Here is a 21,566-nt window from a genome sequence, read left to right as displayed (position 1 = left end):
ATGGGATGGGGGCGGGTGTGCGGGCCCGCGGCTGGAGCTTGCGAGGGCAGTGGTCAGGTTCCGTGACGGCGGGCGTCTTCTTGGGCTTCCTTGTTCGGGGACAGCGCGTCAGCCGCCTCACTGTCCTTGCCGCGCCGTTCCCCGTCGTCCACCACGCTCGTCTCGGCCTCTTCCGCCTCGCGCAGAATCTCGTCGGCGGCCGTAGCGGGGTGCTTCTCGTCCTGCGCGGGCTGGTGCCTGGGTTGGTGGGTGCTCATGGGTCTCCTTGATCGCGTGGCGCCCGCCGCCCGGGGCTCCGAGGGCGCCGTGGTCGTCGGTCAGCGGCCGAGCGCCTTGGCCAGCTGCTGTTTGTTCATGGACGACCGACCGTCGATGTTGCGCTTCTTGGCCTCCGCGTACAGCTGATCCTTCGTCGGCCCCTGAGAGCCGCTGTGGGAGCGCTCGCCGCCGCGCTGCGACGCGGACTTCTTGTCCCGCGTGGATGTCTTGCTGGCCGTTTTCGACTCGCCGGAACGGGCCCGCTCCTTGTTCACGGTGCGAGCCGCGATCTCCTTCGCGCGGCCCTTTGAAGCGCCGCGCTTCTCGGCGCCTTCCTTGATGTGCTCGTACTGGCGCTCACGCTTCTTGCTGGAACCCTGCGGCATGTCGTATTCCTTCCAGGCTGTACGCGTTCCACGGGGCGGGGTGCCCGAGGGCGTTCCGTGTACCCACCGGGCCGGCCTCTTATCCAGGCCCCCGACTCGTCCCATCTGACGTGGAGCCCCGGGATGTGTGCGAGCAGACGGCGACCGAACGGATGACCAGGACCGCAGGCCGGGCGGCCAGGTGGCCCGGGTGAGTTCAGCGTCGCCGCCGGGCGAGCGCGCGCTGGGCCGCCACGGCCGTGGTGTGGAGGGGGCCGCGGGCCCGCAGGGCGGCGCGAGGATCCGCCGAGCGCCGATCCGGTCCCGGAAGCCGGGTGCGTACCGCTCGGCCCGTTCCTCCATCCGGTCGGCCATGACCTCCGTCTCGCGTTTGTTCCAGCGGCCGGTGATGCCCTTGTCGCCGGCGTCACCCCGTACCTCGTGCGGTACGTGCGTGTAGGCCCAGGCGGACTCCGTGCCGGCGGGGGACCGGGTCTGGTCTGCGGTGGTCATCTGGCCGAACAGCAGGAACGGGTGGTCCGGGACGTGCCCGGTGGCCAGCTGGGCGGCAAACCGGGTGAGTGCGTCGACACCGTCGGCGAGATGGACGGTTCCGGCGCCCGCAGCCTCGGGAGCGGTCCAGGGAACAGGCCGGTCAAGTGCCCAGTCCCCCTTGAAGGTCGCGAAGTCCCAGGTGAAACGCCGTAGGTCCGCGTGCACGCGCGGCGGCAGATGCTGTTCGGCGACCAGGTCACGGTCAGAGGTGGGGTGCCGAGACGTCGGCCAGCACGGCGTGCCGTGCGCGCACCGCGTCGCCCTGCGCCGTCCGGACGCCCAGCGCCCGGCCTCCGCGCACCACGACTTGAGTGACCCGCCGTCCGCAGCGCAGGCTGCCGCCGCGATCACGCAGCCGTGCCACCAGAGCGTCGGTCAGCGCTCCGGCACCGCCGACGGGCACGGGGAAGCCGTGGCTCTGGCCGAGCATGGACATCAGCCAGCCGAAGTCTCCGCTGCCGGCGGCCTCGGGAGCCAGGTCGGCGTGCAGCGCGTTACCCGCGAGCAGCAGCCGGCCGCCCTCGCCGGCGAACTTCTCCTCGCCCAGCCGTCGTAGCCCAGCCGTCGTACTGGAAGCAGGAGTTCGCGTACGAACCGCAGCCCGCCGGCGGCCCGTACCCGCGCGGCAAGCGCAACACCGGCGCGCACGGGTGGGAACGGGGTGAACAGCGCGTCCAGTACGGGGCCGCCCACCCGGTCCCAGCCCCGGCACAGATCCAGCCAAGCCTCCCCGTCGCCGGGGGCGAAGCCGTCCAGGCTCGCGGCCGTCGTCGCGCGGTCGCGATCGAGCACGGCGCACCGCCCGTCCGACAGCAGGTTCGCGGCCACCAGCCCGTTGGGCCCGCTGCCGATCACCCCCGCGTCAGACATGGACGGCCTTCCCGCCCCTGTCCGGCGCCGACTCTTCGACGACGCGGGCCAGCTGTCCCAGCATGCGGCGGTGGCGCAACTGCAGCAGCGCATCGAGTGCGCTGTTGTGCAGGGCGCCGCCCATGCCGCGCAGGGGGTGCTCGTCCAGGATGACCAACGTGTGCTCGCCCCAGGGCCGGATGTCGAAGGCGATCCTGGCGGTGCCGAGCGGCCCGCTGTGCGCCTCCAGCTCCAGGGCGCGCGGAGGCTCGTGGCGGCGTACGACGGTGAACCCCTCGAACTCCTTGGGCCCCAGCCGGACGGTGTAGTTCAGGGTGGAGCCTGTCGTCGGCCAGTCGCCTTCCCCTGGGTGCGAGGAGTGCGTGCCCACCACCCATTCGTGGAAGCGTGACTCATCGCTGAGCACCGCCCACAGGGCTTGCGGCGGGCGGCGGATGAGCTGGTGCCGTACTGCCATGGCGTCTCCCGGGGACGGGGCCGGTCATCTGTGGCGGAACGCTATTGATCGTCTCGCAGAAGCCGAGTGACCGCCCGCGCCCGGTTCACACCCTTTCCTCGATGGGACCGATCACCGGTGTGGCCCCGCCCGGGCGCGGGTACCCCAGCCGTCTGTGCGCAGGCGTCCGCCGCTCGAGGGCGCGCATTGACCTATGGCTCAACGACGTCGCGGTCGGTGGTTTCTGGCCCTGCTGCTGACGTGAGGAGGCGGGTTTGCGGGCAACAGGCGCGGGCACTCGTCGGCGGAGCCTGTGCGGGAAGCGGGCTCAGCGGGCCTCGCCGCCGGCGGTGGGCACCACGGTGCCCGCTCGGCCACGGGGCGGGCCACCCTCGCCAGCGAAAGCCGCAGCTGCCGGCCCCGTTGGACATGAGTCTGCAGTATTCGACGTTGGACCCGTTCGCGGTGGAGGTCCTGCTGGAGTCGGGTGCGGCTCGGTTCCCCGGGGGAGGGTGCGGTGATCGAGATCGCACACGATGTGTTGAGGCAATGGCTCGACGTCACCCTTCAGCTCAGCCCTCTCGGCGACGAGGCGAGCCACATCGACTGGGATGTGGTGATCAGGATGCTGCTGGATGCCGAGTGAGGGTTCCAGGGTGGGCCGCAGTACGAGTCCAGCACCCCCGTGCCGTGTCGGGCGGGGCCGGACCGGTCCCTGCAAGGCTTCTGCGTTCGGGTGTGTGATCCGGTCCCGGTCCCCGCAGGCATGAGCGATCGGTCTCTCGCCGGCCGCCTGCGCCTGAAGCCTGATTCCTCGATGCGGCGTGACCCCGCGCCACCGGTAGGCCAGGTGGCCGTTGCCGGGGCTCTCAGCAGGCGGGCCGGCCCATCTGGCCGGACAGTGGCAAGGACGGACGACCATTGTGCCCTCAGCGAAGCACGCGACGGCCGCGCCGCCCCCTTCACGCGCAGACATGGCCGAGGAGCGAAGTCCCATGCCCAGGGATACGTCCGCCAGCAGCCCCAGACATCGCCCGCCCGAAGACCGGCCACACTCCGCAGCGTCATTCCGCCACCTGGCCGGACTGCCGCGGAGCCCCGAGCGGGACCTGCTGTGCGAGGAACTCGTCGCGGCCTGGCTGCCGATGGCGCACCGCATCGCGCGGAGGTTCCGAGACCGGGGCGAGAGCCTGGACGACCTGCGCCAGGTCGCCGCGCTGGGCCTGGTCAAAGCCGTGAACCGCTACGATCCCGGGCGCGGTGCCTTCGAGAGCTACGCCGTGCCCACCATCACCGGCGACCTGCGCCGCCATTTCCGCGACCACACCTGGGACGTACGGGTCCCGCGCCGCGTCCAGGACCTGCGCAACCAGGTCCGCCTCGCGCGCCGTGAACTGGCCCAGGCGCCCGGCAGCCCGGAACCGACCACCGCGCAGTTCGCGGAACGCACCGGCCTGACGAACGGGGAGGTCCAGGAGGGCATGGAGGCCATGGACGCCTACCGTTCACTGTCCCTCGAGGCCGAGACGGCGACTGCGGGGGACGGCACCGTGAGCTTCGCCGACTCACTCGGTGCTGCCGACCCCGGGTTCGACCTGGTGGTGGATCGCCAGTCGGCGAAGGCGTGGCTGAGTCGGCTGTCGGAGCGGGAGCGGACGGTCTTGTACCTGCGCTTCTTCCAGGACATGACGCAGAGCGGCATCGCGGAGCAGCTCGGTGTGTCGCAGGTGCACGTCTCCCGTCTCATTGCCAGGTCCTGCCGCCAGGTCCGGGCCGAGGCGACAGGGACAGCCGGCTAGTCACCCATGGAGCGGCCCGTACGGAAACCGCGCAGGCGTTCGTGCGGGCGCAGCGATTCTCCGTCGGCCGGCCTCAGCGATTCTCCGTCGCCAGCCATGCCGCCAGGCCCAGCATGGCCACGCCCGTCAGGCCGTCCAACCAGCGCCGGGCGCGGCGGGTGATGCCCATGCTCCGTAGCCGACTCCCCAGGGCGGCATAGCCGAAGGCGCAACAGAACTCGATGCCGATGTAGGCGGCGCCGAGGGCAAGCAGCGGAACTGCCACGCCCTCGGCGCCGCGCGGGAGGAACTGGGGCAGGAACACGGTGAACAGGATGAGTGCTTTCGGGTTGGTCGCCGCGACAAGGAACTCCTGCCGGGCCAGGCGCCACGACGAGCGAGGGGCGCGGGTGTTCGCCGTGTCGACGTCCCGGTCGGCCTTCCCCTCGCCCTTCCCTCGGCTCTGTCCGCGCACGGCGGCCACGACCGTTCGTGTCCCCAGCCACAGCAGGTAGCCCACACCGCACCACTTGATGGTGTTGAAGGCCACCTCGGACGCGGCGAGCACAGCGCCGAGCCCCGCCGCGACCGCCGCGACCATCCACGCGAAAGCGGTGAAGCGGCCGAGCGAAGCGCTGACAGCAGGAGCCAGACCATGCCGCAGTCCATTACGCAGTGTCAGTAGCTGATTCGCTCCGGGTGTGGCGGCCAGCAGAAGCGCCGACGGAACGAACGCCGCCCACTCCACATCCGTGTTCACGACGCTACGGGCGAGTCAGGCGGCTTGCCGGTCCGCCGAGGGGTCGCGGGCGTACTCGCGGATCTGCGCGCAGCTGCGGGTGATGAGCCGGGACACGTGCATCTGGGAGATGCCCATCCGTTCGGCGATGTGGGACTGGGTCATGTCCTCGAAGAAGCGGAGGTACAGGATGGTGCGGTCGCGTTCGGCGAGACGCTTGATGCCGTCCTTGGCGGCTTCGCGGTCGAGGGCGAGGTCGTAGCCGGGCTCGTTCTCGCCGAGGGTGTCGGACAGGCTGAACCCGTCGTTGGAGGCGCCGACTTCGACGTCCAGGGACAGTGCGCTGTAGCTCTCCAGGGCCTCCATTCCGGTACGGACCTCGTCCAGGGTCAGCCCGGCCCCCGCGGCGATTTCCTCGATGCCGGGTTCGGTGTGGTGGCCGGGCTGGTCCATCAGGTCGCGGCGTGCGCTGCGGACCTTGTTGCGCAGGTCCTGCACGCGCCGGGGGACGTGGAGGTCCCAGGAGTGGTCGCGGAAGTGACGGCGCAGTTCGCCGGTGATGGTCGGCACGGCGTACGGCTCGAAGGGTCCGCGCTCGGGCTCGTACCGGTCGACGGCCTTGACCAGGCCCACCGCCGCGACCTGCCGCAGGTCCTCCTGGTTCTCGCCCTTGTTGCGGAACCGCCCGGCGATGCGGTGGGCCATGGGCAGCCAGGCCTCCACGAGTTCCGTGCTCAACAGGTCGTGCTCCGGGCCCGACGAGGTCCTCGCCAGTCGTTGGAAGGTCTGCCGGGTGTCGGGGGCGTCGTCGTGCGGGTGGGTGGCTGCCATCAGAGGTGCTCCTCAGGACGTGCTCTCAACGAGGTCACCGCAGGAAGCACATGGACCGGCGTCCGGGCACACTGCTCCCCGCAGCTGCGCCTGTGGTCCCAAGCACTCCATTCCGCTTGCCCTGCCTCCACGTGAGCAAACAGTGCCGGTTCGGGCAGCAGACGCCTCAGCCCCGCCCGAACGCGCTGCTGTCGAGGTTCCTCAGCAGGTCGGCCGTGTCGCTGTAGATCTCCTGAGCTCCTGCCTGCTCCAGTTCCGCTCGGCACACTCCGCCGCTCAGTACGGCGACGGGAAGGACGCCCGCGCGTCGCCCCGCCCGCATGTCCCAGACCGAGTCGCCGACGAAGACGCTGCCCTGGGCCTGGGCTCCCACCAGGTCCAGGGCGTGCAGGACCGGGTCGGGTGCGGGCTTGCCCGTGTCCACGTCGTCGGCGCTCGCGGTCTCACTGATCGCCTCGTCCGCGTCGATCGCCGCTCTGAGCGCCGTGAGTTCGGGGCCGCTCGCCGAGGTGGCGAGCACGACGGGCCAGCCGTCCGCGTGCAGCCGCCGCAGGAGGTCGCGAGCGCCGTCGAAGGGGCTGAGGCGCTCGTGCCAGGTGCCGTAGAGCGCTTTGTGACCGGCGCTGATGGCGGAGTCCTCGTCCTGGTCCCGGCCCTCGCCGAGGAGGTGCTCCAGGAGGTCGGCGGAGCCGAGGCCGATGGCGCCGTGCACCGACGTCATGGAGACACGGTGTCCTGCCTGGCGCAACGCCTCCCACCAGCAGACGGCGTGCAGGTGGTTGGTGTCCACGAGAGTGCCGTCCACGTCGAAGACGGCAGCGCGTTCACTCACGGTGTGCCTCCTTGGAGCCGTGTGTCGTTGTCCGGCAGAGGACGCAGCAGCGCACTGGCACCCTGTCGCCATCGGGTCAGAAGCCGGTTGCCGAGGCGGCCTTCGAGGAAGCCGGTGGCGCGCACGCCGAAGGCGACATCCCCGTCGAGGAAGGGCTCGGCGCACAGGAGGCCGTCGACGATCTCGTGGCGGACCACCTGTTCATGCACGGCGTCGGCCTCCACGTGTTCGTCGTAGAACCGCTGGGCCGCCGGACCGGCCCCCAGCCGCCGCAGGGCGTTGGCCAGTCGGCGCGAGCCCGGCGGCGAGGTGATCTCGACCGTCGCGAAATGACCCACCAGAGCGCCGCGCAGGCTGCGGTGCAGGCCGAACAGGGACATGACGTTGACCGTGGCGAGGGCTGCGGCCGGAGTCACGTCGAGATAGTGGCCGTAGGCGGTCACCAGGTCGAGGTCCCTCATCAGGTCCGCGAACAGACCGGCGTGGATGTCCTCGGCGCGGCCCGCCCCGAACTCGTCGTACTCGACGGCGACCATGGCGGCTTTGGCCCTGCCGTGCAGACGGGGGATCACCCAGGCATGGGGGTCGGCCTCCTTGAGGTGGTAGAGAGAGCGCAGCGCGGCGTACTCCCTGAACTGCCCCAGGACTCCCTCGCGTTCGAGGTGGTGGCTGACGCTGGTGGGATCGTGACCGACGGGCTCGATCTGCAGGTCGGCCAGCGCCTTGGCGGCGTCCGCCCGCGGAACCGCGTCGGCGCGGAGTGCGGTGAGGAAGCGGCGTTCGAGCAGGCGCCGCAGGGCCAGCAGGCCCGGCTCCCACTCCAGTTCGGGATCGACCCCCTGAAACCCCTGGTAGTGGAGCTCGTAGAGGACGTACAGGGCGAGTTGAAGGTCTTCGCCGTACGGATCGGCGACGGTGACCGCGCGCTGCTGCGTCGGGATGTCGGGGAGGGTGCCGTCGCGCAGCGCGATGTCCACCTGGTTGGACAACTCACCTCGTGGCTCGGGGAGCGCGGGCTGTTGCGCGCGGGATTCCGGCGGTCGCGACGGTGGCTCCCTGTGCGTGACCGTCATGTCTCCTCACCTTCGTCCCGGGCCGGGCCCCGGGGCCCGGCGGACTCCTGGAGATCTTCTCGGCGGCGGTGGCTGGTGTCGCACCAAGGGAAGGTACGACTGCGTCGGCACGTGCAGATGGCGACCTGGAAGCGGTGGGACTCGTGCACGGCCCCGTCGCCGTCGGTCACCTCGACGGGGCCCTCCACGAGCAGGGGCCCGTCGCGGTCGACCCTGATACGACGAGGGCGCTCAGAGGAGTTCGGCACGGATGACCACCAGCTCTTCCACGGTCGCTTCCCGGTCGAGCAGACCCCGGGCACAGAGCCAGCCCCGGCGTGCGCGCATGACCGGCCCGAACGGCACGAAGGCCCGGTCGACCACGGTCGGCTTCATGCCGAGCCCGTCGAGGCGCTCCAGGCTTTCGTCCTCTCCGCACAGCGCGGAGTGGACCATCAGCAACGTTCCGCCCGGGCGCAGGGCCCGTGCCGCGGTGGCGCAGACCTGGTCGACGACGGCACGGCCGGACGGCCCGCCCTCCCATGCCTGCGCGGCACCGTGCCGTGGCGGCGCCCCCGGAGAGGGCACATAGGGCGGATTGCTCACGGCGAGGTCGAACGCGCCGAGGCCCGTGAGCGCGCCGAGGTCGCCCCGTCGGACGGTGACGGCGGCCCCGTTGCGCAGGGCGTTCAGGCGCGCCGTCCACACCGCCCGCCAGGAGATGTCGACCGCGGTCACCCGCGCCCCGTACCGCGCCGCGGCCAGGGCCAGCGCACCCGACCCGGTGCCCAGGTCCAGCACGGTGGTCTGCGGGTCCACGGGTTCGTGGTCGAGGGCCCGCACAAGGAGCGCGGTGTCGTCGGCGGGCTCGTACACGCCTCGGGGTGACAGGAGACGGCGTCGGCGGGGAGTTCGCATTGCGTTCCCCGTCCTGGGCTGTGTCGTCATGCAGCGCTCACCGCGCTGGGGATCACGGAGTTCAAGACCGGACCTTCCTCTCATCTTCCGGCGCTGCGCCACGAACGGCCACTCGTGGCGCGGTGTGACTCACCGTGCACATGAGGCGTGGGGCGCCGAAGAGGTGGAGTGCCCAGGTGACGGCGGCCGAACCATGGCGAAGGCAGCTCGGATCAACCGACCGCGAGCAGCACGGTGGCCACCGCCGTGCCCACCAGGCCGATCGCACGACGACGCTCGACCCGTTCGTGGAGCACACCGATCCCGAGAACCACCGGCAGGACCGGGTACAGGGAAGCCAGCACCACGACGACCGCGAGCATCTGCCGCTGAGCTGCGAGCAGATACAGGCTCAGCCCCAGAGCCGCGCCCGCGCCGATCAGGACGGCTTGCACCGCGGGGATCAGGGGCGGCGCCCGCAGGTGGCGTGCGGCGGTCGGCAGCAGCACCACGAGGGCCGCGAGCCGGCCCGCCCACCGGCCACAGCCCGCTCGACACCTCGGCCTGCGAAAGGGCCAGATACTGCAGGGCGACACCCACGCTCGCCAGGAGGCCGTCCGAAGCACCGCGACGGCTGAGCCCGCGGTTGAGCAGCAGCATGGCCAGGGCGCCGCCGACACCGGACAGAGCTCCCCAGTACAGGTCGGTCGTGTGCGGGGACGGCGCCGGTACGACGAGAGCGGCCCCCACGGCGAACAGGAGTCCGCCGAACTGACCGAGGAGAGTGACGACGGTGAAGGGGATACGGCGGGACAGAATCCCGCCCGCGAAGTCGACCACGCCGTAGCAGACGGCGGAAGCCAGAGCGAGAAAGGCGGCCATGCGCTCCCGGGTGTCCCGAACGATCGATTCCAAGAGATCTTCTTTTCAGGCGCGACGAGGACGCCGCGAGATGGCGCGCGATCGGCGTCAGGAGGGCTGCAGGTGCCCCTGACAGTCACCCTGGTGCATGGTGGGGTGCGTTCTCTTGTCGTCCGGCCCGTCTTGGGTGCGGATCTCGACGAGGGGGCGGGCCGGGCAGAAGCGGCGAGAAGGAGACGACATCGTGGTCGACCCGGCGGACAGGCCCGCACAGTTGGTGCTGGCGAACTTCGCCTCCGCACTCGCGGTGGACCTCTCCGAGCACGTGGTGCTCCAGAAGTGGGCCACGCAGGCGCCCCGCGAGGTCTGGCTGCTGCGCCCCGGCGACCTGCTGGTCACCCCGGTGCGTCCGTCGGAGGCGTTCCTCAAGGCCGCGTGCGGGCTGCTCGGCATGGCCCCGGCCGACGTCGACATCGTCACCGTTCCCGACCTGCCCGGCCTGGCCATGGCCGATTCCGTACGTCGCGCCGGTCTGCTCCCGGTCCTGGCGCGCTGGGCCCATGAGCGGCCGGGGGCCCGACTGCTGCCCGTCGCCCTCGACACGCCGACCGCTCTCCTGGCGCGTGAGCTCGGCATCGGTATGGCCCCCTATCCGGATGAGGCCCCGCCGACCCCGCGCACCGTGGCGGCCGTGAGGGAACTCAACACGAAGTCCGGCTTCCGTACGGCTGCCCGGGATCTGGGAATCCGCATCCCGCCGGGCGAGACGTGCGCTGCGGCCGACCTGCCCGACGTCATCCGGGACGCGCTCGGCGTGCACGGCGGCGTCGCCGTCAAGCCCGACCGGGCGGCCGGGGGCCACGGGCTGCGCTTCCTCACCGAGCCCGAGACGGAGCCCGAGGCCGATCCCGAGGTCGGCGCCGAGTCCGGGGCCGCGCCCACCCTCACGTCGGCGCCCGTCAGAGCCGCGAACCGCTGGGTCGTCGAACGCCTCATCCCTCACCGGTGGTCCCTGAGCGCCCAGTTCACCGTCGAGGGGTCCTCCACGCACTGGGACTTCGACGGCTCGATGACCGTCCACGACGGCGCTTTCACCGGCTACCGCAGCCCTTCCCCGGTCCCGCGCGCGGCCGGGGAACTGCGCGAATGGGGCGCCCTGTTCGGGCGCCACCTCGCCGCCCGCGGCTATCACGGGCCGTTCGGCCTCGACGCCCTCCTCGCCGAGGACGGCAGCACGTTGTACGCGACCGAGGCCAATGTCCGCCGTACCGCCACCACCACCCCGTACGCGCTGGTACGCCGACTGGCCGCCGCGGGGCAGCGCAGCGATGCGGCCTGGCACACCGGCCACACGCCCGGCGGCCCGGACGCGTCCTTCGAGCAGACGAACACGCTGCTCACGGAAGCCGGGCTCACCTACGACCCGGACACAGGCGAGGGCGTCGTGCTCTACGCGGACGTCTCCTCCGGCGTGCCTGTGCGCTATCTGGTGGTCGCGGCCACGACCGAGCGGGCGGCGGAATTGGAGGGGGACGCGCGCCGGTTGCTCAACGGGCGGTAACCGGCCATGACAGCATGTGACAGCCGGGCGTTCAGGCCCTGAGCAGTTCCCTTCTTCTCTTCACGTCACCAGTAGTGCCGTCGGCCGCGGAACGCGTGTCCCATCCCGCCGAGAACCCACAGCACAGCGCCGATCGCGACCAGGATGACCCCGATGGTCCACAGAATGCCTATGCCGGCCACCAAGCCGACGATCAGTAGGACTACGCCGAGAATGATCATGACGCCTCCTGTCCAGAAGGCCCCTGATCAAGTGTCCTCCCGTGCGCGCCCTCCGTGCAAACTCCGGGAGCGGGCCCGCCCGCCAGGTTGACGGCCGGGCGCGCTTGCCCAAGGTCATCCGTAAGCTCTTGATCCTTGGAGTGCTTCATGCCTCCTGGCGCTCATCATCGCGTTCTGGTTCCCTGATACGGCGCTGACAAGCAAGAAGACCGGCCGGTCAGTAGAGTTTGTCCTGACGCGCACGCTGCGCGCGTGGAGACGGTAGGTCCGCAACTTCCGCAACCGAAAGCGGTTGACCATGGCTGTGTTGCCGGAACCCTCTGCGTTTTCCTCGGAACCCTCCGATTCCCCGGTCAATTCCCACAACGAGTGGGACCCGCTGGAGGAGATCATTGTCGGACGTCTCGACAGCGCGACCATCCCCTCCCATCACCCGGTCGTGACCTGCAATATCCCCCGCTGGGCGGCGCGGTTGCAGGGGTGTGCCGCGGGCTTCGCGTATCCGCGCAGGATGGTGGAACCGGCACAGCAGGAGCTGGAGCAGTTCGTTGTCCTTCTGCAGTCTCTCGGTGTCACGGTCCGGCGCCCGGAGCCGGCCGACCATCGTCGGCGCTTCAAGACTCCCGATTGGTCATCGCGCGGCTTTTGTCATGCCTGCCCGAGGGACGGCATGCTCGTGATCGGCGACGAGATCATCGAGACACCGATGGCCTGGCCGTGCCGTTATTTCGAGACCCACTCCTACCGCCCGATTCTCAAGGAGTACTTTCGTCGCGGCGCACGCTGGACCGCGGCGCCGAAACCCCAGCTCACGGACGCGCTGTTCGAGAAGAATTTCCGTGTCCCCGAGGCGGGCGAGCCCATGCGCTACATCCTGACCGAGTTCGAGCCGGTCTTCGACGCCGCCGATTTCGTGCGCGCCGGACGCGACCTGTTCGCCCTGCGGAGCAATGTCACCAATCAGATGGGCATCGACTGGCTACGCCGCCACCTCGGACGTGGATACCGGATCCATGAGATCGAGAGCCGTTGCCGCACACCCATGCACATCGATACGACATTCCTCGTGCTCGCGCCCGGCAAGGTGATGGTCAACCCGGAGTACATCGACGTCGACCGTCTGCCGGACTTCCTGCGCTCCTGGGACGTCTTGATCGCTCCTGAGCCCACTCCGATCGACGAGCGCCTCCTCAGGCTCACATCGCTCTGCGGCAAGTGGCTCAGCATGAATGTCCTCATGCTCGACGAAAAGCGAGTGATCGCGGAGCGACACCACACCGACATGCTGCGCGCCCTGGAGTCGTGGGGATTCGATCCCGTTCCATGCGACCTCTTGCACTACGCGCCGTTCGGCGGCTCGTTCCATTGCGCGACCCTCGACATCCGGCGTCGAGGCACGCTCGAATCGTATTTTCCGTGACAGCCAGAAGCCCTGGTGCGTGGCGTACGCGAGCGAGACGGGGGTACTGGGGTGACGGCACGGTCCCCCCGCTGCGCGAGAAAGTTGAAGGAGTCACCATGCTGATGGCCCACCCCGCTGTCCTGGCCAACCTCGTTGAGCAGTACGACACCCTGCGCGTCCTGCAAGCCGAGAACAGCACCGAAGGTGTCCGCAGGCGCATGGACGACATCGCCTACACGCTGTGCGTGAGCACCGGCACCCGCCACATCGACGCCGCCCTCATCGCGGCGCGGCACCGGCTGCCGGGCACGAACGTCGAGGACGACTCCCTCCTCGCCTCCTGAGTGGTGCCTCGCGCGGAGCGAGCCTGACGCGGTGCGGCCCGAGGCCGCGCTGTTTACATGAGCTTCCGGTTTGCCCAGTGCCGTACCGGACACTCGGTTTGCACGAGCCAAGGAGGCGGCATGGGACTGATCACCGAGGGCGCGATCGTGCTGGACTGCTCGAATCCGGAGGAACTCGCCCAGTTCTACCTGAAGTTGCTCGACGCCGAGCAGTGTCCGGACACCAGCGGCAGCCGCACCGACATCCAGACGCCCAGCGGGCTGCGCATGGGGTTCCGTCTTGACCTCAACGCCACCCCGCCCAGCTGGCCCCGGCCCGAGGACTCGCTCCAGGCCCACGTCGACTTCCTCGTCGACTCCGGCGACCTCGATGAGGTCGAACGCCACATCGTGGGCCTGGGCGGTACGCCGATCCAGGCCTCGGGCCGCGGCGGGCCCACGGAGGCGCGGCTGTTCTCGGATCCGGCCGGCCACTCCTTCACGGTCCGCGCGTCCCTGCGGCACGGCCCGAAGGCCGACTGACCATCGCTCCGCATGGACGGGCCCGGGCCCAGGGCCGCCGCGCCGGGGCGGCGACCGCGACCAGGCCGCTCATGGCTCCCGCGCATACCCATGACTCTCCTTGGGCACCCGGGGGCCGGACAACGGCCCGGCCTCGTCCGAGGCGGATCCCGGTCCGCCGGACCCCAAGGAGCACCTGTGAGCGAGAACATCTTCGTCATCGGCATGGACGAGGCGAACGTGCCGATGCTGCGCGCGGCCGGCGCCGGCCGCGACTGCCGGTTCCACGGTCTCCTGACCATCGAGGAACTGCAGGACGGCGAGGTGTCCGTGGCGGACCTGCTCGCCCGGGCCCGCCGCGTGCTCGACGCCTTCGACGGCACGATCGACGCGATCACGGGCTACTGGGACTTCCCGGTCTCCACCATGGTGCCCCTGCTCGCCCGCGCGTACGGCACCCGCGCCACGGACCTGGCGTCGATCGTCAAGTGCGAGCACAAGTACTGGAGTCGCCTGGAGCAGCGCGCGGCCGCCCCGGAGGCGGTCCCGGCGTTCGGCCGGGTGGACCTCGACGTGGACGAGCCGGAAGTCCCCGACGGGGTCTCCTTCCCCCTGTGGCTCAAGCCCGCCCTCTCCTACTCCTCCGAGCTGGCCTTCGGCGTGCGGGACCAGAGCGGCTTCCGCGCCGCCGTGGAGGAGATCCGCGAGGGCATCGGCCGCATCGGCCGCCCCTTCCAGTTCGTCATGGAGCGACTCGAACTGCCGCCCGAGATGGCGGACGTCGGAAGCCTGGTCTGCCTCGCCGAGGAGTGCCTCACCGGGATCCAGGTCGCGGTGGAGGGCTATGTGCACCAGGGCGAGGTGACGGTCTACGGAGCCCTCGACTCCATCAACTACCCCGACAGCTCCTCGTTCCTGCGCCACCAGTACCCCTCCATGCTCCCGCAGCCGGTGATCCGCAGACTGCACGACGTGTCCGAACGCGTGATGCGCCGCATCGGCATGGAGGGGTCGACCTTCTCGATCGAGTTCTTCTACGACCCGGGCACGGAGGCCGTCCGCATCCTGGAGATCAACCCGCGCCACTCCCAGTCGCACGCCGAGCTGTTCGCCTTCGTCGACGGCGTCCCCAACCATCACTGCATGCTCGCCCTGGCCCGCGGCGAGGACCCGCGCATGCCGTACCGCGAGGGCCGCCACGCGATGGCCGCCAAGTGGTACCACCGCTGGTTCGCCGACGGCGTGGTGCGGGACGTACCCGGCCGCGACCGCCTCGACCAGATCGAACGCGACCTCCCCGGCGTCCGGGTCGACGTGCCGCCCGGGGAGCGGCAGCGCCTGTCCGATCTGCCGCAGCAGGACAGCTACAGCTACGAACTCGCGCACATCTTCACCGCGGGCGACAGCGAGAAGGAACTGCGCGAGAAGTACGACCGCTGCGTGGCCGCCCTCGGCCTCTCGTTCGAGAACGCCGCGGCGGGCCAGGACCGGCAGCCCGACCCGGCCTGAGCGGCCCGCACGCCCGTCCCGCCGACCCCGAATCGACGGAAGGATCCCGATCCCTCCATGCGCAGTGTGACCGACCTCCCGTACAAGATCCGCGAGGAAGCCCACGTCCGCATCCCGATGTCCGACGGCGTGCGACTGTCCGCACACATCTGGCGCCCGGCCGTCGGCGACGGGGAGCCCGTACCGGCGATCCTGGAGTACATCCCCTACCGCAAACGCGACCTGTCCTCGGTGCGCGACTCCCTGAACCACCCCTACCTCGCCGGACACGGATACGGGTGCGTCCGCGTCGATCTGCGCGGCACCGGCGACTCCGAGGGCGTCCTGACCGACGAGTACCTGGACCGGGAGCAGCGGGACGCCGAGGAGGTCCTCGCCTGGCTCGCGCGGCGCCCCTGGTGCGACGGCGGCACGGGCATGATGGGCATCTCGTGGGGAGCGTTCGCCGCGCTCCAGGCCGCCGCGCGCCGCCCGCCCTCGCTCAAGGCGATCGCCATCGCCTCCTTCACCGACGACCGCTACGCCGACGACATGCACTACATGGGCGGAGCGCTCCTCTCCGACAGCCTCGCCGAGGCCGGCACCATGTTCGCCTACGCCACCTGCCCGCCCGACCCCGAGGTGGTCGGTGACCGCTGGCGCGACATGTGGCACGAACGCCTGGAACACACCCGGCCCTGGATCTTGGAGTGGCTGCGCCACCAGCGCCGTGACGGCTACTGGCGGCACGCCTCGGTCTGCGAGGACTACGCGGCCGTCCAGTGCCCGGTGCTGGCCTCCAGCGGATGGGCCGACGGCTACTCCAACGCGGTCACCCGCCTGCTCGCCCACCTCGACGTCCCCCGCAAGGGGCTCATCGGCCCGTGGTCCCACAAGTTCCCGCATCTGGGCGAGCCGGGGCCCGCCATCGGGTACCTGCAGGAACTCGTGCGCTGGTGGGACCACTGGCTCAAGGGCGCCGACAACGGTGCGATGGACGGGCCCATGCTGCGCACCTGGATGCAGGAGAGCGTGCCCCCTTCCACCTCCTACGCCGAGCGGCCGGGACGCTGGGTCGCCGAGCCGTCGTGGCCCTCGCCCCACGTGCGAGAGAGCGTCCACCCCCTCACCCGGCACCGGATCGGGCCACCGGAGCCCGACGAAGGCACCGGGCGCGGCGTGCTGACCGTGCGGTCACCGCTGTCCGTGGGCCAGTTCGCCGGCAAGTGGGCCTCCTACAACGCCCCGCCGGACCTGCCCTACGACCAGCGCGAGGAGGACGGGGGCTCCCTGGTCTTCGAGACGGACGTGCTGACCGAGCCGCTGGAGATCCTCGGGTCCCCCCGGGCGGACCTGGAGGTGTCGGTCGACGAACCGGTCGCCATGGTGGCGGCCCGCCTCTCCGACGTGGCCCCCGACGGGCGCGCGACACGCGTCACGTACGGCCTGCTGAACCTGACTCGGCGCGGCGGCGGCGGCGACCCCGATCCGCTGGAGCCGGGCCGCAGGTACCGCGTCAGTGTGCTTCTCAACAGCGTCGCCCAGACGTTTCCCGCGGGCCATCGGATCCGTCTGTCCCTCTCCACCTCCTACTGGCCGCTCGCCTGGCCGCCGCCGCGGCCGGTCCTGCTCGGCGTCCATGAGGGCACCAGCGCGCTGGCCCTGCCGGTGCGCCGCCCCCAGGCCCTCGACGACGCGCCCCGCGGACCGGGGCCGTTCGGCGCCGCCGAGGGGACCACGCCGCTCTCCACGACGCAGGTCACACCACCGGAGCAGCTGTGGGAGGTGCGTCGCGAGCTGGTCACGTACGGCTCCGCCCTGGAGATCGTGAAGGACACCGGCACCGTCCGCTTCGACGACATCGACCTGGAGGTGGGGCGCCGGGCGGTCGAGCGGTACGGAGCCGTGGCCGACGACTTCGGTTCGGCGACCGGGGAGTCCACGTGGACGATGCGTTTCCACCGGGACGACTGGGACACGAAGATCGTGACCCGTACGGAACTCACCTGCGACGAGCAGGAGTTCCACGTGTCGGCGACCCTGGACGCGTTCGAGGGGCGGCGGCGGGTCTTCTCCCGGACGTGGAACGAGTCCGTGGCACGCGACTGCCTCTGAGCGGGCTCGTCCCGTCACCGCGGGAGCCGGTGCCCCAGGCCGCGCACGGCACCCGCACCGTGCGTCACTGCCCGTCGTCGACCGTGGTGGGCGGGGCCGTGTAGCGCCTCTTCGCCCACCAGGGCAGGGCGAACCAGCACAGCACGTACCACACGAGGATGACGGCCACGAGGACCGGCGCGATCACGTCGTGCGTCGCGACGCGCAGGATCAGCAACAGCGCAGAGGTGAGGGTGCACAGCAGCAGGACGAGGCCGACCATGGTGAGCCGGGACGCCCAGATCACCGCCTGGGGTTTGATGCGGCGCCCGCTGACCATGCGATGGAAGGCGACCGGTCCGATGAGGGCGCCCGTCGACGCCGACCCGAGGAGCACGGTCACGATGTAGATCGTCCGGTCGGTGGCGGCAAGGTCGGGGAAGCGCGGGGTGAACACCACGGTGAGCAGGAACCCGAAGAGGATCTGTACGCCGGTGAGCGCGACCCGCATCTCCTGGATGAGGTCCGTCCACCGCCGGTCCGCCCGCTGCTCGGATGTCTCGTCGCGCCCGCTCCGGGGGTGGTTCTGCTGCACGGATCCTCCTCGGTCCTCGCCGGGTCGGCGGCTACTTGACCACGCGTACGGTGCCGAAGGCGGGGTCCGCGGCGTCGGGGAGGTTCATCCCGGCTGCCACACCGGTCCGCAGATAGGTCAGGACCGGTTCGGTGAGGCGCTCGCCCGGGAGGATCGCCGGGATGCCCGGCGGGTAGGGAGTCACCATCTCCGCGGCCACACGCCCCGCCGCCTGCTCGACGGGGACGTCCTCGGTCGGGGCGAAGAAGGCGTCCCGGGGCAGGCAGGCCTGTTCCATGCGCAGGCCGTCGGCGCTCGGCACCACCACGACCGGTGCCTTGTCCCAGTCGTCGGCGGTGTCCACGAGGTCATGGAGCGCCCGCAGCAGGGGCTCGGTGGTGAGCCGGCTGTCGGCGTGGGTGATCTGCACGTTGATACGGCGGTGGTCGGCGATGTGGACGTTGATGGAGCGGTGCTCCCGCAGCCAGTCGGCCGCCCGGTAACCGGAGAGCGCGGGGCCGGACAGGTCGACGACCACGGGCAGCGGGTCGAGGTCGTCCGCTCGGCCGGGGCCGCAGAAGTCCTGTGCGTCGTTCACATGGAGGCCGTCGATCCGTTCGATGGCGCGCCGGAGTCCGCCGGCGGTGGTGAGGGCGTGGCCGATCAGCTCGTGTCCGTGCAGCGCCATCTGGCGGCGCCAGCCGTCCATGGCCGCGTACACGAGGACCGACGGACTCGTCGTGCCCATCAGATCAGCCCGGTTCTTGAGCACCTCGGGCTCGACCAGGTCGCCCTGGAGGTGGAAGACGGACCCCTGCTCCAGACCGCTGCCCATCTTGTGGATGCTGGTCACACAGACGTCCGCGCCCGCGTCCATCGCCCAGGCGGGCAGGTCCTGGTGGAAGGGCAGATGGGCGCCCCACGCCTCGTCCACGATCAGCGGCCGCCCGTGGCGGTGGCAGACCTCGGCGACGCGGCGCAGGTCCGCGCAGCCGCCGTACGGCGTCGGGCTCGTGACCAGGGCCCCGCGTGCCTGCGGTGCGCGTGCGAAGGCCGCCGCGTACTCCTCGGCGGACGGCGGGTGCGCGAGGTGCCGTTCGTCGTCCCAGCGCGGTTCGACCCACACGGGTTCGATGCCGGACAGGATCAGCGCGGCGACCACGGACTTGTGGGCGTCCCGGCTGATCAGGAGCTGCTCGCCGGGACCGGCGACGGACAGCATGGCCGCCTTGACCGAGAGGGAGCTGCCACAGGTGGTGAAGAACGTGTGGTCCGCGTGCACGGCGTCCGCCATCAGCTTCTCGGCGTCCTGGAGGTACCCGCCCCGCATACGCCGGTCGTCCAGGCCGCCGGAAGCAAGGACATCGTGCTGGAAGACCTCCTGCCCGAGCAGACGCCGCACGTCGGGGTCCACCCCCGCGCCCTGTTTGTGCCCCGGCGGCGTGAACGACAGCATGCCCCGGCGTCGATGAGCGTCCACTGCCTCCACGACGGGGGCCCGTGAGTGATCGAGTGCCATGGTGCCTGCCTTCCCTGCTGAGAGCGAGACACTCACCTGCGGAAGATCGGTGGTCGGCAAGGGGGCGCTGAGGCCGTCCGGTTCGGCGAGGAGGCCGAGCCGACGCTGTGCGGCGGTTCTCAGGGCGTGGTCACGGGCATGGTATCCGCGCGTCCGCGCGGCGGGGACTCGCGCGCACGGGGCGGCGATGGACGAACTGCCGTAGCGAGCAGGCCCGTTCGTGCCTCCGGCGGGTGCCGTGGCGTGCCCTGCCGTTCGAACTTCCTGTCAGCGATGGGGGTTTCCCTGGTCGGGGTCGTCGTCGGGGGTCTGCCAGGTCTCACCTCGCTGTGCTTCGCCGCCGGGAGGCATGGTGCCGGGGGCGGGTGTGCTTCGGGTGCGGCGGGCGGCGCGGCGGCGGCCCGCGACGAACATGGCGAGGAGGCCGACGACCACGACGACGCCGACGATGATGAGGACCAGCGAGGCGCCACTGGAGGCGGCCAGGACGGTGTGACTGTCAGCACGCATTCCGGTGGTGTACCCGATCGTCGGCAGAAATCGCAGGGCCGGGCGAGTGAGAAACGCGGGACCGGTCGGCCGTCGCGTGGTGATTGCGGACGCTCACCGGGGGTACGGGGGCGGCTCCACACGCGCTCGCGTGGCTGTACGAGGAGGCTGAGAAGAAGAACATCCACGGCCGCTCGTCGATGAACAAGCGGGAACTCAAGCAGGCCCTCGGCCACTGAGGGGTGAAGCCGACTTCTCCCACGCTGCCCGCGGTGCCGTCGAGGTCGGCCGCCGTCCTCCGCGAGGGCCCGGCGTGTCGAACTCGGTGACGGCCGGTCCCGCGCAGGATGATCACGCATCGACCTTCGTCCCCGGGAGGCAGCGTGAGCAGTGGCCGCAGGAGCTGGGTCCTGGTGTCGGCCCTGGCCCTGGTCTGTGCCGTGAGCGGCTGCGGCACGGTCGACGGGCGGCGAGAGGCCGTCCGAGCCGCGGTGGCCCGCTTCGAGCAGGCCGTACGCACCGGCGACGCCGCCGCGCTGTGCGGGGCTCTGGCGCCCGGCACGCGAGAGGAGCTGGAGCTCTCCGGGCAATCGACGTGTGCCGCTTCCGTGCTGGGTGAGGGCGTGCCCTACGGCGGTGCCGGGCGGCACGTCGATGTCCATGGTCGGCAGGCCCGCGTCGTGCTGGAGAAGGACACGGTGTTCCTCTCGCAGTTTCCCGACGGCTGGAAGGTGGTGGCCGCGGGATGCCTGCCTCAGGGCGATCGGCCGTATCGGTGCTCGGTGAAGGGGAGCTGACCTCGTGCGGATCATGTTCGTGGTCTGCCTGGGCACAGTCGTGCTGGGCATCGCGTATTTCACCACGGTGGGGGCGTTGCAGCGATGACATCGAAGCCGCGGTCCTTCCTGCGGGACAACGGACTTTCGCTGGCCTTCGGCGCCGCTTTCCTGCTGGCCCTGGCCGGGCAGGCCTTCGCCGGGCACGCCGAGTTCAACACGGCACTCAAGGTGGACGGCCTGGCTCCGATCAGCCTCTCCGACTACCTGGCGACCTCGGACTTCGCTGTCGACGTCACCGAGAACTGGCAGTCGGAGTACCTCCAGTTCTTCCTGTTCATCTTCGGAACGGTATGGCTGCTGCAACGCGGTTCCCCGGAGTCCAAGGAGATGGACCGAGCGGGTCCCGAGACCGACAAGCAACAGCGGGTCGGACGCTACGCGCGACCGGACTCGCCCCGCTGGGCCGGCACGGGGGACTGGCGCCAGAGCGTGTACTCACGCTCCCTGGGCATGCTGATGGCCGGGCTGTTTCTGCTGTCCTGGGCAGCCCAGTCGGTGGCCGGAGCCGCCGCCCACAACGAACAACGCCTGCGGCTGTTGCAGCAGCCGATCGGATGGGGTGAGTACGTCCTGGGCGCCGACTTCTGGAGCCGCAGCCTGCAGAACTGGCAGTCCGAGCTGCTCGCCGTGGCATCGATGGCCATCTTCTCCGTCCATCTGCGCCAACGGGGCTCGCCCGAATCGAAACCGGTCGGATCACCGCACACGTCCACCGGCGTGGAAGGCGGCTGAGTCTTGTCCGGCGCCCGGAGCCGAGCAGAATTCTCCGGGCCTGGACGACCGCGACGGGCAGGTGCGGTGGTGCACAGAACAGCCACGTCGCACCGCTGGGTTCAGCGACTGGAGAGCGGCCTTCCGCCCCGGCGGAATGGTTTCTCCCCGAGAGGGAGGGGGACCCGTACAGGCGACCGGCGGGGAACCCCGCCGGGCTCACGAGAAGAGGCGTATGCGCTATGGAGCCCGCGTTGGCACGTGTAGTCGACCGTACATCGCAGGACGACCGGATCGGCTCCGGGCAGGAGACGAACACGACCGCCCGCGCGAGTGACGGACCCTTCGC

25 protein-coding genes and 1 pseudogene are annotated in these 21,566 nt (G+C 70.7%); 11 read left to right on the top strand and 15 right to left on the bottom strand.

Features of this window, described 5'->3' with window-relative positions; translation table 11 throughout:
• Positions 1-53: 53 nt before the first annotated feature.
• From AB6L24_RS04235 to AB6L24_RS04220, 4 genes and pseudogenes are all read right to left on the bottom strand, one after another.
• Positions 54-257, bottom strand: a complete 204-nt coding sequence (locus tag AB6L24_RS04235) for a hypothetical protein (protein WP_405652240.1) — start codon at positions 255-257, stop codon at positions 54-56.
• Between the two features lie 60 nt (positions 258-317).
• The gene (locus AB6L24_RS04230) at positions 318-644 is read right to left on the bottom strand and encodes a plasmid stabilization protein (RefSeq protein ID WP_405657030.1); all 327 of its coding nucleotides are present in this window, start codon (positions 642-644) and stop codon (positions 318-320) included.
• A gap of 267 nt (positions 645-911) precedes the next feature.
• Positions 912-2,006, bottom strand: a pseudogene (locus AB6L24_RS04225) (phytoene desaturase family protein); the annotation flags it as partial.
• Positions 2,007-2,040: 34 nt separating this feature from the next.
• Positions 2,041-2,505: an SRPBCC family protein gene (locus tag AB6L24_RS04220; protein ID WP_405652238.1), complete on the bottom strand. Its 465-nt coding sequence runs from the start codon at positions 2,503-2,505 to the stop codon at positions 2,041-2,043.
• Between the two features lie 496 nt (positions 2,506-3,001).
• Here AB6L24_RS04220 and AB6L24_RS04215 point away from each other — a divergent pair, with 496 nt between their 5' ends.
• Both AB6L24_RS04215 and AB6L24_RS04210 read left to right on the top strand, forming a co-directional pair.
• Positions 3,002-3,130, top strand: coding sequence for a hypothetical protein (locus AB6L24_RS04215; RefSeq protein WP_405652236.1), 129 nt, complete (start codon positions 3,002-3,004; stop codon positions 3,128-3,130).
• 349 nt (positions 3,131-3,479) lie between these two features.
• Positions 3,480-4,283 (top strand): SigB/SigF/SigG family RNA polymerase sigma factor, encoded by an 804-nt coding sequence (locus AB6L24_RS04210; RefSeq protein ID WP_405652234.1) that lies wholly within the window; start codon positions 3,480-3,482, stop codon positions 4,281-4,283.
• Between the two features lie 73 nt (positions 4,284-4,356).
• Here AB6L24_RS04210 and AB6L24_RS04205 read toward each other — a convergent pair whose 3' ends face one another.
• The 7 genes from AB6L24_RS04205 to AB6L24_RS04175 form a co-directional block, all read right to left on the bottom strand.
• A complete protein-coding gene (locus AB6L24_RS04205) occupies positions 4,357-5,022 on the bottom strand; it encodes a LysE family translocator (RefSeq protein WP_405652232.1) in 666 nt (221 codons plus the stop codon).
• Between the two features lie 15 nt (positions 5,023-5,037).
• Positions 5,038-5,832, bottom strand: coding sequence for a SigB/SigF/SigG family RNA polymerase sigma factor (locus AB6L24_RS04200; RefSeq protein ID WP_405652230.1), 795 nt, complete (start codon positions 5,830-5,832; stop codon positions 5,038-5,040).
• A 166-nt stretch (positions 5,833-5,998) separates the two neighbouring features.
• Positions 5,999-6,664: an HAD family hydrolase gene (locus AB6L24_RS04195; protein ID WP_405652228.1), complete on the bottom strand. Its 666-nt coding sequence runs from the start codon at positions 6,662-6,664 to the stop codon at positions 5,999-6,001.
• A complete protein-coding gene (locus AB6L24_RS04190; protein ID WP_405652226.1) occupies positions 6,661-7,737 on the bottom strand; it encodes an iron-containing redox enzyme family protein in 1,077 nt (358 codons plus the stop codon). The genes AB6L24_RS04195 and AB6L24_RS04190 overlap by 4 nt, the downstream gene beginning before the upstream one ends.
• On the bottom strand, positions 7,734-7,985 hold the full coding sequence (locus AB6L24_RS04185) for a CDGSH iron-sulfur domain-containing protein (RefSeq protein WP_405652224.1): 252 nt from the start codon (positions 7,983-7,985) through the stop codon (positions 7,734-7,736). The genes AB6L24_RS04190 and AB6L24_RS04185 overlap by 4 nt, the downstream gene beginning before the upstream one ends.
• Positions 7,969-8,634, bottom strand: coding sequence for a HemK2/MTQ2 family protein methyltransferase (locus AB6L24_RS04180; protein WP_405652222.1), 666 nt, complete (start codon positions 8,632-8,634; stop codon positions 7,969-7,971). Before AB6L24_RS04180 ends, AB6L24_RS04185 begins: the two co-directional genes overlap by 17 nt.
• A 212-nt stretch (positions 8,635-8,846) precedes the next feature.
• Positions 8,847-9,125, bottom strand: a complete 279-nt coding sequence (locus AB6L24_RS04175; protein ID WP_405652220.1) for an EamA family transporter — start codon at positions 9,123-9,125, stop codon at positions 8,847-8,849.
• Positions 9,126-9,718: 593 nt separating this feature from the next.
• On the opposite strand from AB6L24_RS04175, the gene AB6L24_RS04170 reads away from it, so the two are divergent.
• A complete protein-coding gene (locus tag AB6L24_RS04170; protein ID WP_405652218.1) occupies positions 9,719-11,035 on the top strand; it encodes a peptide ligase PGM1-related protein in 1,317 nt (438 codons plus the stop codon).
• Positions 11,036-11,100: 65 nt separating this feature from the next.
• On the opposite strand, the gene AB6L24_RS04165 is transcribed toward AB6L24_RS04170, so the two are convergent.
• Complete coding sequence (locus AB6L24_RS04165) at positions 11,101-11,256, bottom strand: hypothetical protein (protein WP_405652216.1); 156 nt, start codon at positions 11,254-11,256, stop codon at positions 11,101-11,103.
• Between the two features lie 298 nt (positions 11,257-11,554).
• On the opposite strand from AB6L24_RS04165, the gene AB6L24_RS04160 reads away from it, so the two are divergent.
• The 5 genes from AB6L24_RS04160 (at position 11,555) to AB6L24_RS04140 (ending at position 17,106) form a co-directional block, all read left to right on the top strand.
• Positions 11,555-12,676, top strand: a complete 1,122-nt coding sequence (locus tag AB6L24_RS04160) for an amidinotransferase (protein ID WP_405652214.1) — start codon at positions 11,555-11,557, stop codon at positions 12,674-12,676.
• A gap of 98 nt (positions 12,677-12,774) precedes the next feature.
• Positions 12,775-13,002, top strand: coding sequence for a DUF5133 domain-containing protein (locus AB6L24_RS04155; RefSeq protein ID WP_405652212.1), 228 nt, complete (start codon positions 12,775-12,777; stop codon positions 13,000-13,002).
• Between the two features lie 120 nt (positions 13,003-13,122).
• Positions 13,123-13,524, top strand: coding sequence for a VOC family protein (locus tag AB6L24_RS04150; RefSeq protein ID WP_405652210.1), 402 nt, complete (start codon positions 13,123-13,125; stop codon positions 13,522-13,524).
• 204 nt (positions 13,525-13,728) lie between these two features.
• Positions 13,729-15,012 carry an acetyl-CoA carboxylase biotin carboxylase subunit family protein gene (locus AB6L24_RS04145; RefSeq protein WP_405657028.1) on the top strand — a complete coding sequence of 428 codons (1,284 nt, stop codon included), beginning with the start codon at positions 13,729-13,731 and terminating at the stop codon, positions 15,010-15,012.
• A gap of 57 nt (positions 15,013-15,069) precedes the next feature.
• Positions 15,070-17,106 carry a CocE/NonD family hydrolase gene (locus tag AB6L24_RS04140; protein ID WP_405652208.1) on the top strand — a complete coding sequence of 679 codons (2,037 nt, stop codon included), beginning with the start codon at positions 15,070-15,072 and terminating at the stop codon, positions 17,104-17,106.
• Between the two features lie 64 nt (positions 17,107-17,170).
• Here the strand turns inward: AB6L24_RS04140 and AB6L24_RS04135 are convergent, their stop codons facing one another.
• The 3 genes from AB6L24_RS04135 to AB6L24_RS04125 all read right to left on the bottom strand — a co-directional run bounded on the left by AB6L24_RS04135 (position 17,171) and on the right by AB6L24_RS04125 (position 19,688).
• Positions 17,171-17,680, bottom strand: coding sequence for a DUF6328 family protein (locus AB6L24_RS04135; RefSeq protein WP_405652206.1), 510 nt, complete (start codon positions 17,678-17,680; stop codon positions 17,171-17,173).
• 31 nt (positions 17,681-17,711) lie between these two features.
• Positions 17,712-19,178 (bottom strand): aminotransferase class I/II-fold pyridoxal phosphate-dependent enzyme, encoded by a 1,467-nt coding sequence (locus tag AB6L24_RS04130; protein WP_405652204.1) that lies wholly within the window; start codon positions 19,176-19,178, stop codon positions 17,712-17,714.
• A gap of 267 nt (positions 19,179-19,445) precedes the next feature.
• Entirely contained in the window at positions 19,446-19,688 is a 243-nt protein-coding gene (locus tag AB6L24_RS04125; RefSeq protein WP_405652202.1) for a DUF6479 family protein, read from the bottom strand.
• Positions 19,689-19,771: 83 nt separating this feature from the next.
• Here AB6L24_RS04125 and AB6L24_RS04120 point away from each other — a divergent pair, with 83 nt between their 5' ends.
• The 3 genes from AB6L24_RS04120 (at position 19,772) to AB6L24_RS04110 (ending at position 21,238) form a co-directional block, all read left to right on the top strand.
• Positions 19,772-19,906, top strand: a complete 135-nt coding sequence (locus tag AB6L24_RS04120; RefSeq protein WP_405652199.1) for a hypothetical protein — start codon at positions 19,772-19,774, stop codon at positions 19,904-19,906.
• 144 nt (positions 19,907-20,050) lie between these two features.
• A complete protein-coding gene (locus AB6L24_RS04115; RefSeq protein WP_405652197.1) occupies positions 20,051-20,464 on the top strand; it encodes a hypothetical protein in 414 nt (137 codons plus the stop codon).
• Positions 20,465-20,548: 84 nt separating this feature from the next.
• Complete coding sequence (locus AB6L24_RS04110; protein ID WP_405652195.1) at positions 20,549-21,238, top strand: DUF6766 family protein; 690 nt, start codon at positions 20,549-20,551, stop codon at positions 21,236-21,238.
• Positions 21,239-21,566 lie beyond the last annotated feature (328 nt).

This window comes from Streptomyces sp. RK9 (assembly GCF_045070545.1).
In the GTDB taxonomy this organism is placed as follows: domain Bacteria; phylum Actinomycetota; class Actinomycetes; order Streptomycetales; family Streptomycetaceae; genus Streptomyces; species Streptomyces alboflavus.
The sequence above is the reverse complement of the archived record's forward strand: the minus strand, read 5'-3'. Positions and strand labels throughout refer to the sequence as shown.

What these genes read in the sequence shown, in the direction of transcription:
- AB6L24_RS04235 (WP_405652240.1), bottom strand. Translation starts at nt 257, where the DNA reads ATGAGCACCCACCAACCCAGGCACCAGCCCGCGCAGGACGAGAAGCAC.
- AB6L24_RS04230 (WP_405657030.1), bottom strand. Translation starts at nt 644, where the DNA reads ATGCCGCAGGGTTCCAGCAAGAAGCGTGAGCGCCAGTACGAGCACATC.
- AB6L24_RS04220 (WP_405652238.1), bottom strand. Translation starts at nt 2,505, where the DNA reads ATGGCAGTACGGCACCAGCTCATCCGCCGCCCGCCGCAAGCCCTGTGG.
- AB6L24_RS04210 (WP_405652234.1), top strand. Translation starts at nt 3,480, where the DNA reads ATGCCCAGGGATACGTCCGCCAGCAGCCCCAGACATCGCCCGCCCGAA.
- AB6L24_RS04200 (WP_405652230.1), bottom strand. Translation starts at nt 5,832, where the DNA reads ATGGCAGCCACCCACCCGCACGACGACGCCCCCGACACCCGGCAGACC.
- AB6L24_RS04190 (WP_405652226.1), bottom strand. Translation starts at nt 7,737, where the DNA reads ATGACGGTCACGCACAGGGAGCCACCGTCGCGACCGCCGGAATCCCGC.
- AB6L24_RS04180 (WP_405652222.1), bottom strand. Translation starts at nt 8,634, where the DNA reads ATGCGAACTCCCCGCCGACGCCGTCTCCTGTCACCCCGAGGCGTGTAC.
- AB6L24_RS04165 (WP_405652216.1), bottom strand. Translation starts at nt 11,256, where the DNA reads ATGATCATTCTCGGCGTAGTCCTACTGATCGTCGGCTTGGTGGCCGGC.
- AB6L24_RS04160 (WP_405652214.1), top strand. Translation starts at nt 11,555, where the DNA reads ATGGCTGTGTTGCCGGAACCCTCTGCGTTTTCCTCGGAACCCTCCGAT.
- AB6L24_RS04155 (WP_405652212.1), top strand. Translation starts at nt 12,775, where the DNA reads ATGCTGATGGCCCACCCCGCTGTCCTGGCCAACCTCGTTGAGCAGTAC.
- AB6L24_RS04150 (WP_405652210.1), top strand. Translation starts at nt 13,123, where the DNA reads ATGGGACTGATCACCGAGGGCGCGATCGTGCTGGACTGCTCGAATCCG.
- AB6L24_RS04145 (WP_405657028.1), top strand. Translation starts at nt 13,729, where the DNA reads ATGGACGAGGCGAACGTGCCGATGCTGCGCGCGGCCGGCGCCGGCCGC.
- AB6L24_RS04140 (WP_405652208.1), top strand. Translation starts at nt 15,070, where the DNA reads ATGCGCAGTGTGACCGACCTCCCGTACAAGATCCGCGAGGAAGCCCAC.
- AB6L24_RS04130 (WP_405652204.1), bottom strand. Translation starts at nt 19,178, where the DNA reads ATGGCACTCGATCACTCACGGGCCCCCGTCGTGGAGGCAGTGGACGCT.
- AB6L24_RS04125 (WP_405652202.1), bottom strand. Translation starts at nt 19,688, where the DNA reads ATGCGTGCTGACAGTCACACCGTCCTGGCCGCCTCCAGTGGCGCCTCG.
- AB6L24_RS04110 (WP_405652195.1), top strand. Translation starts at nt 20,549, where the DNA reads ATGACATCGAAGCCGCGGTCCTTCCTGCGGGACAACGGACTTTCGCTG.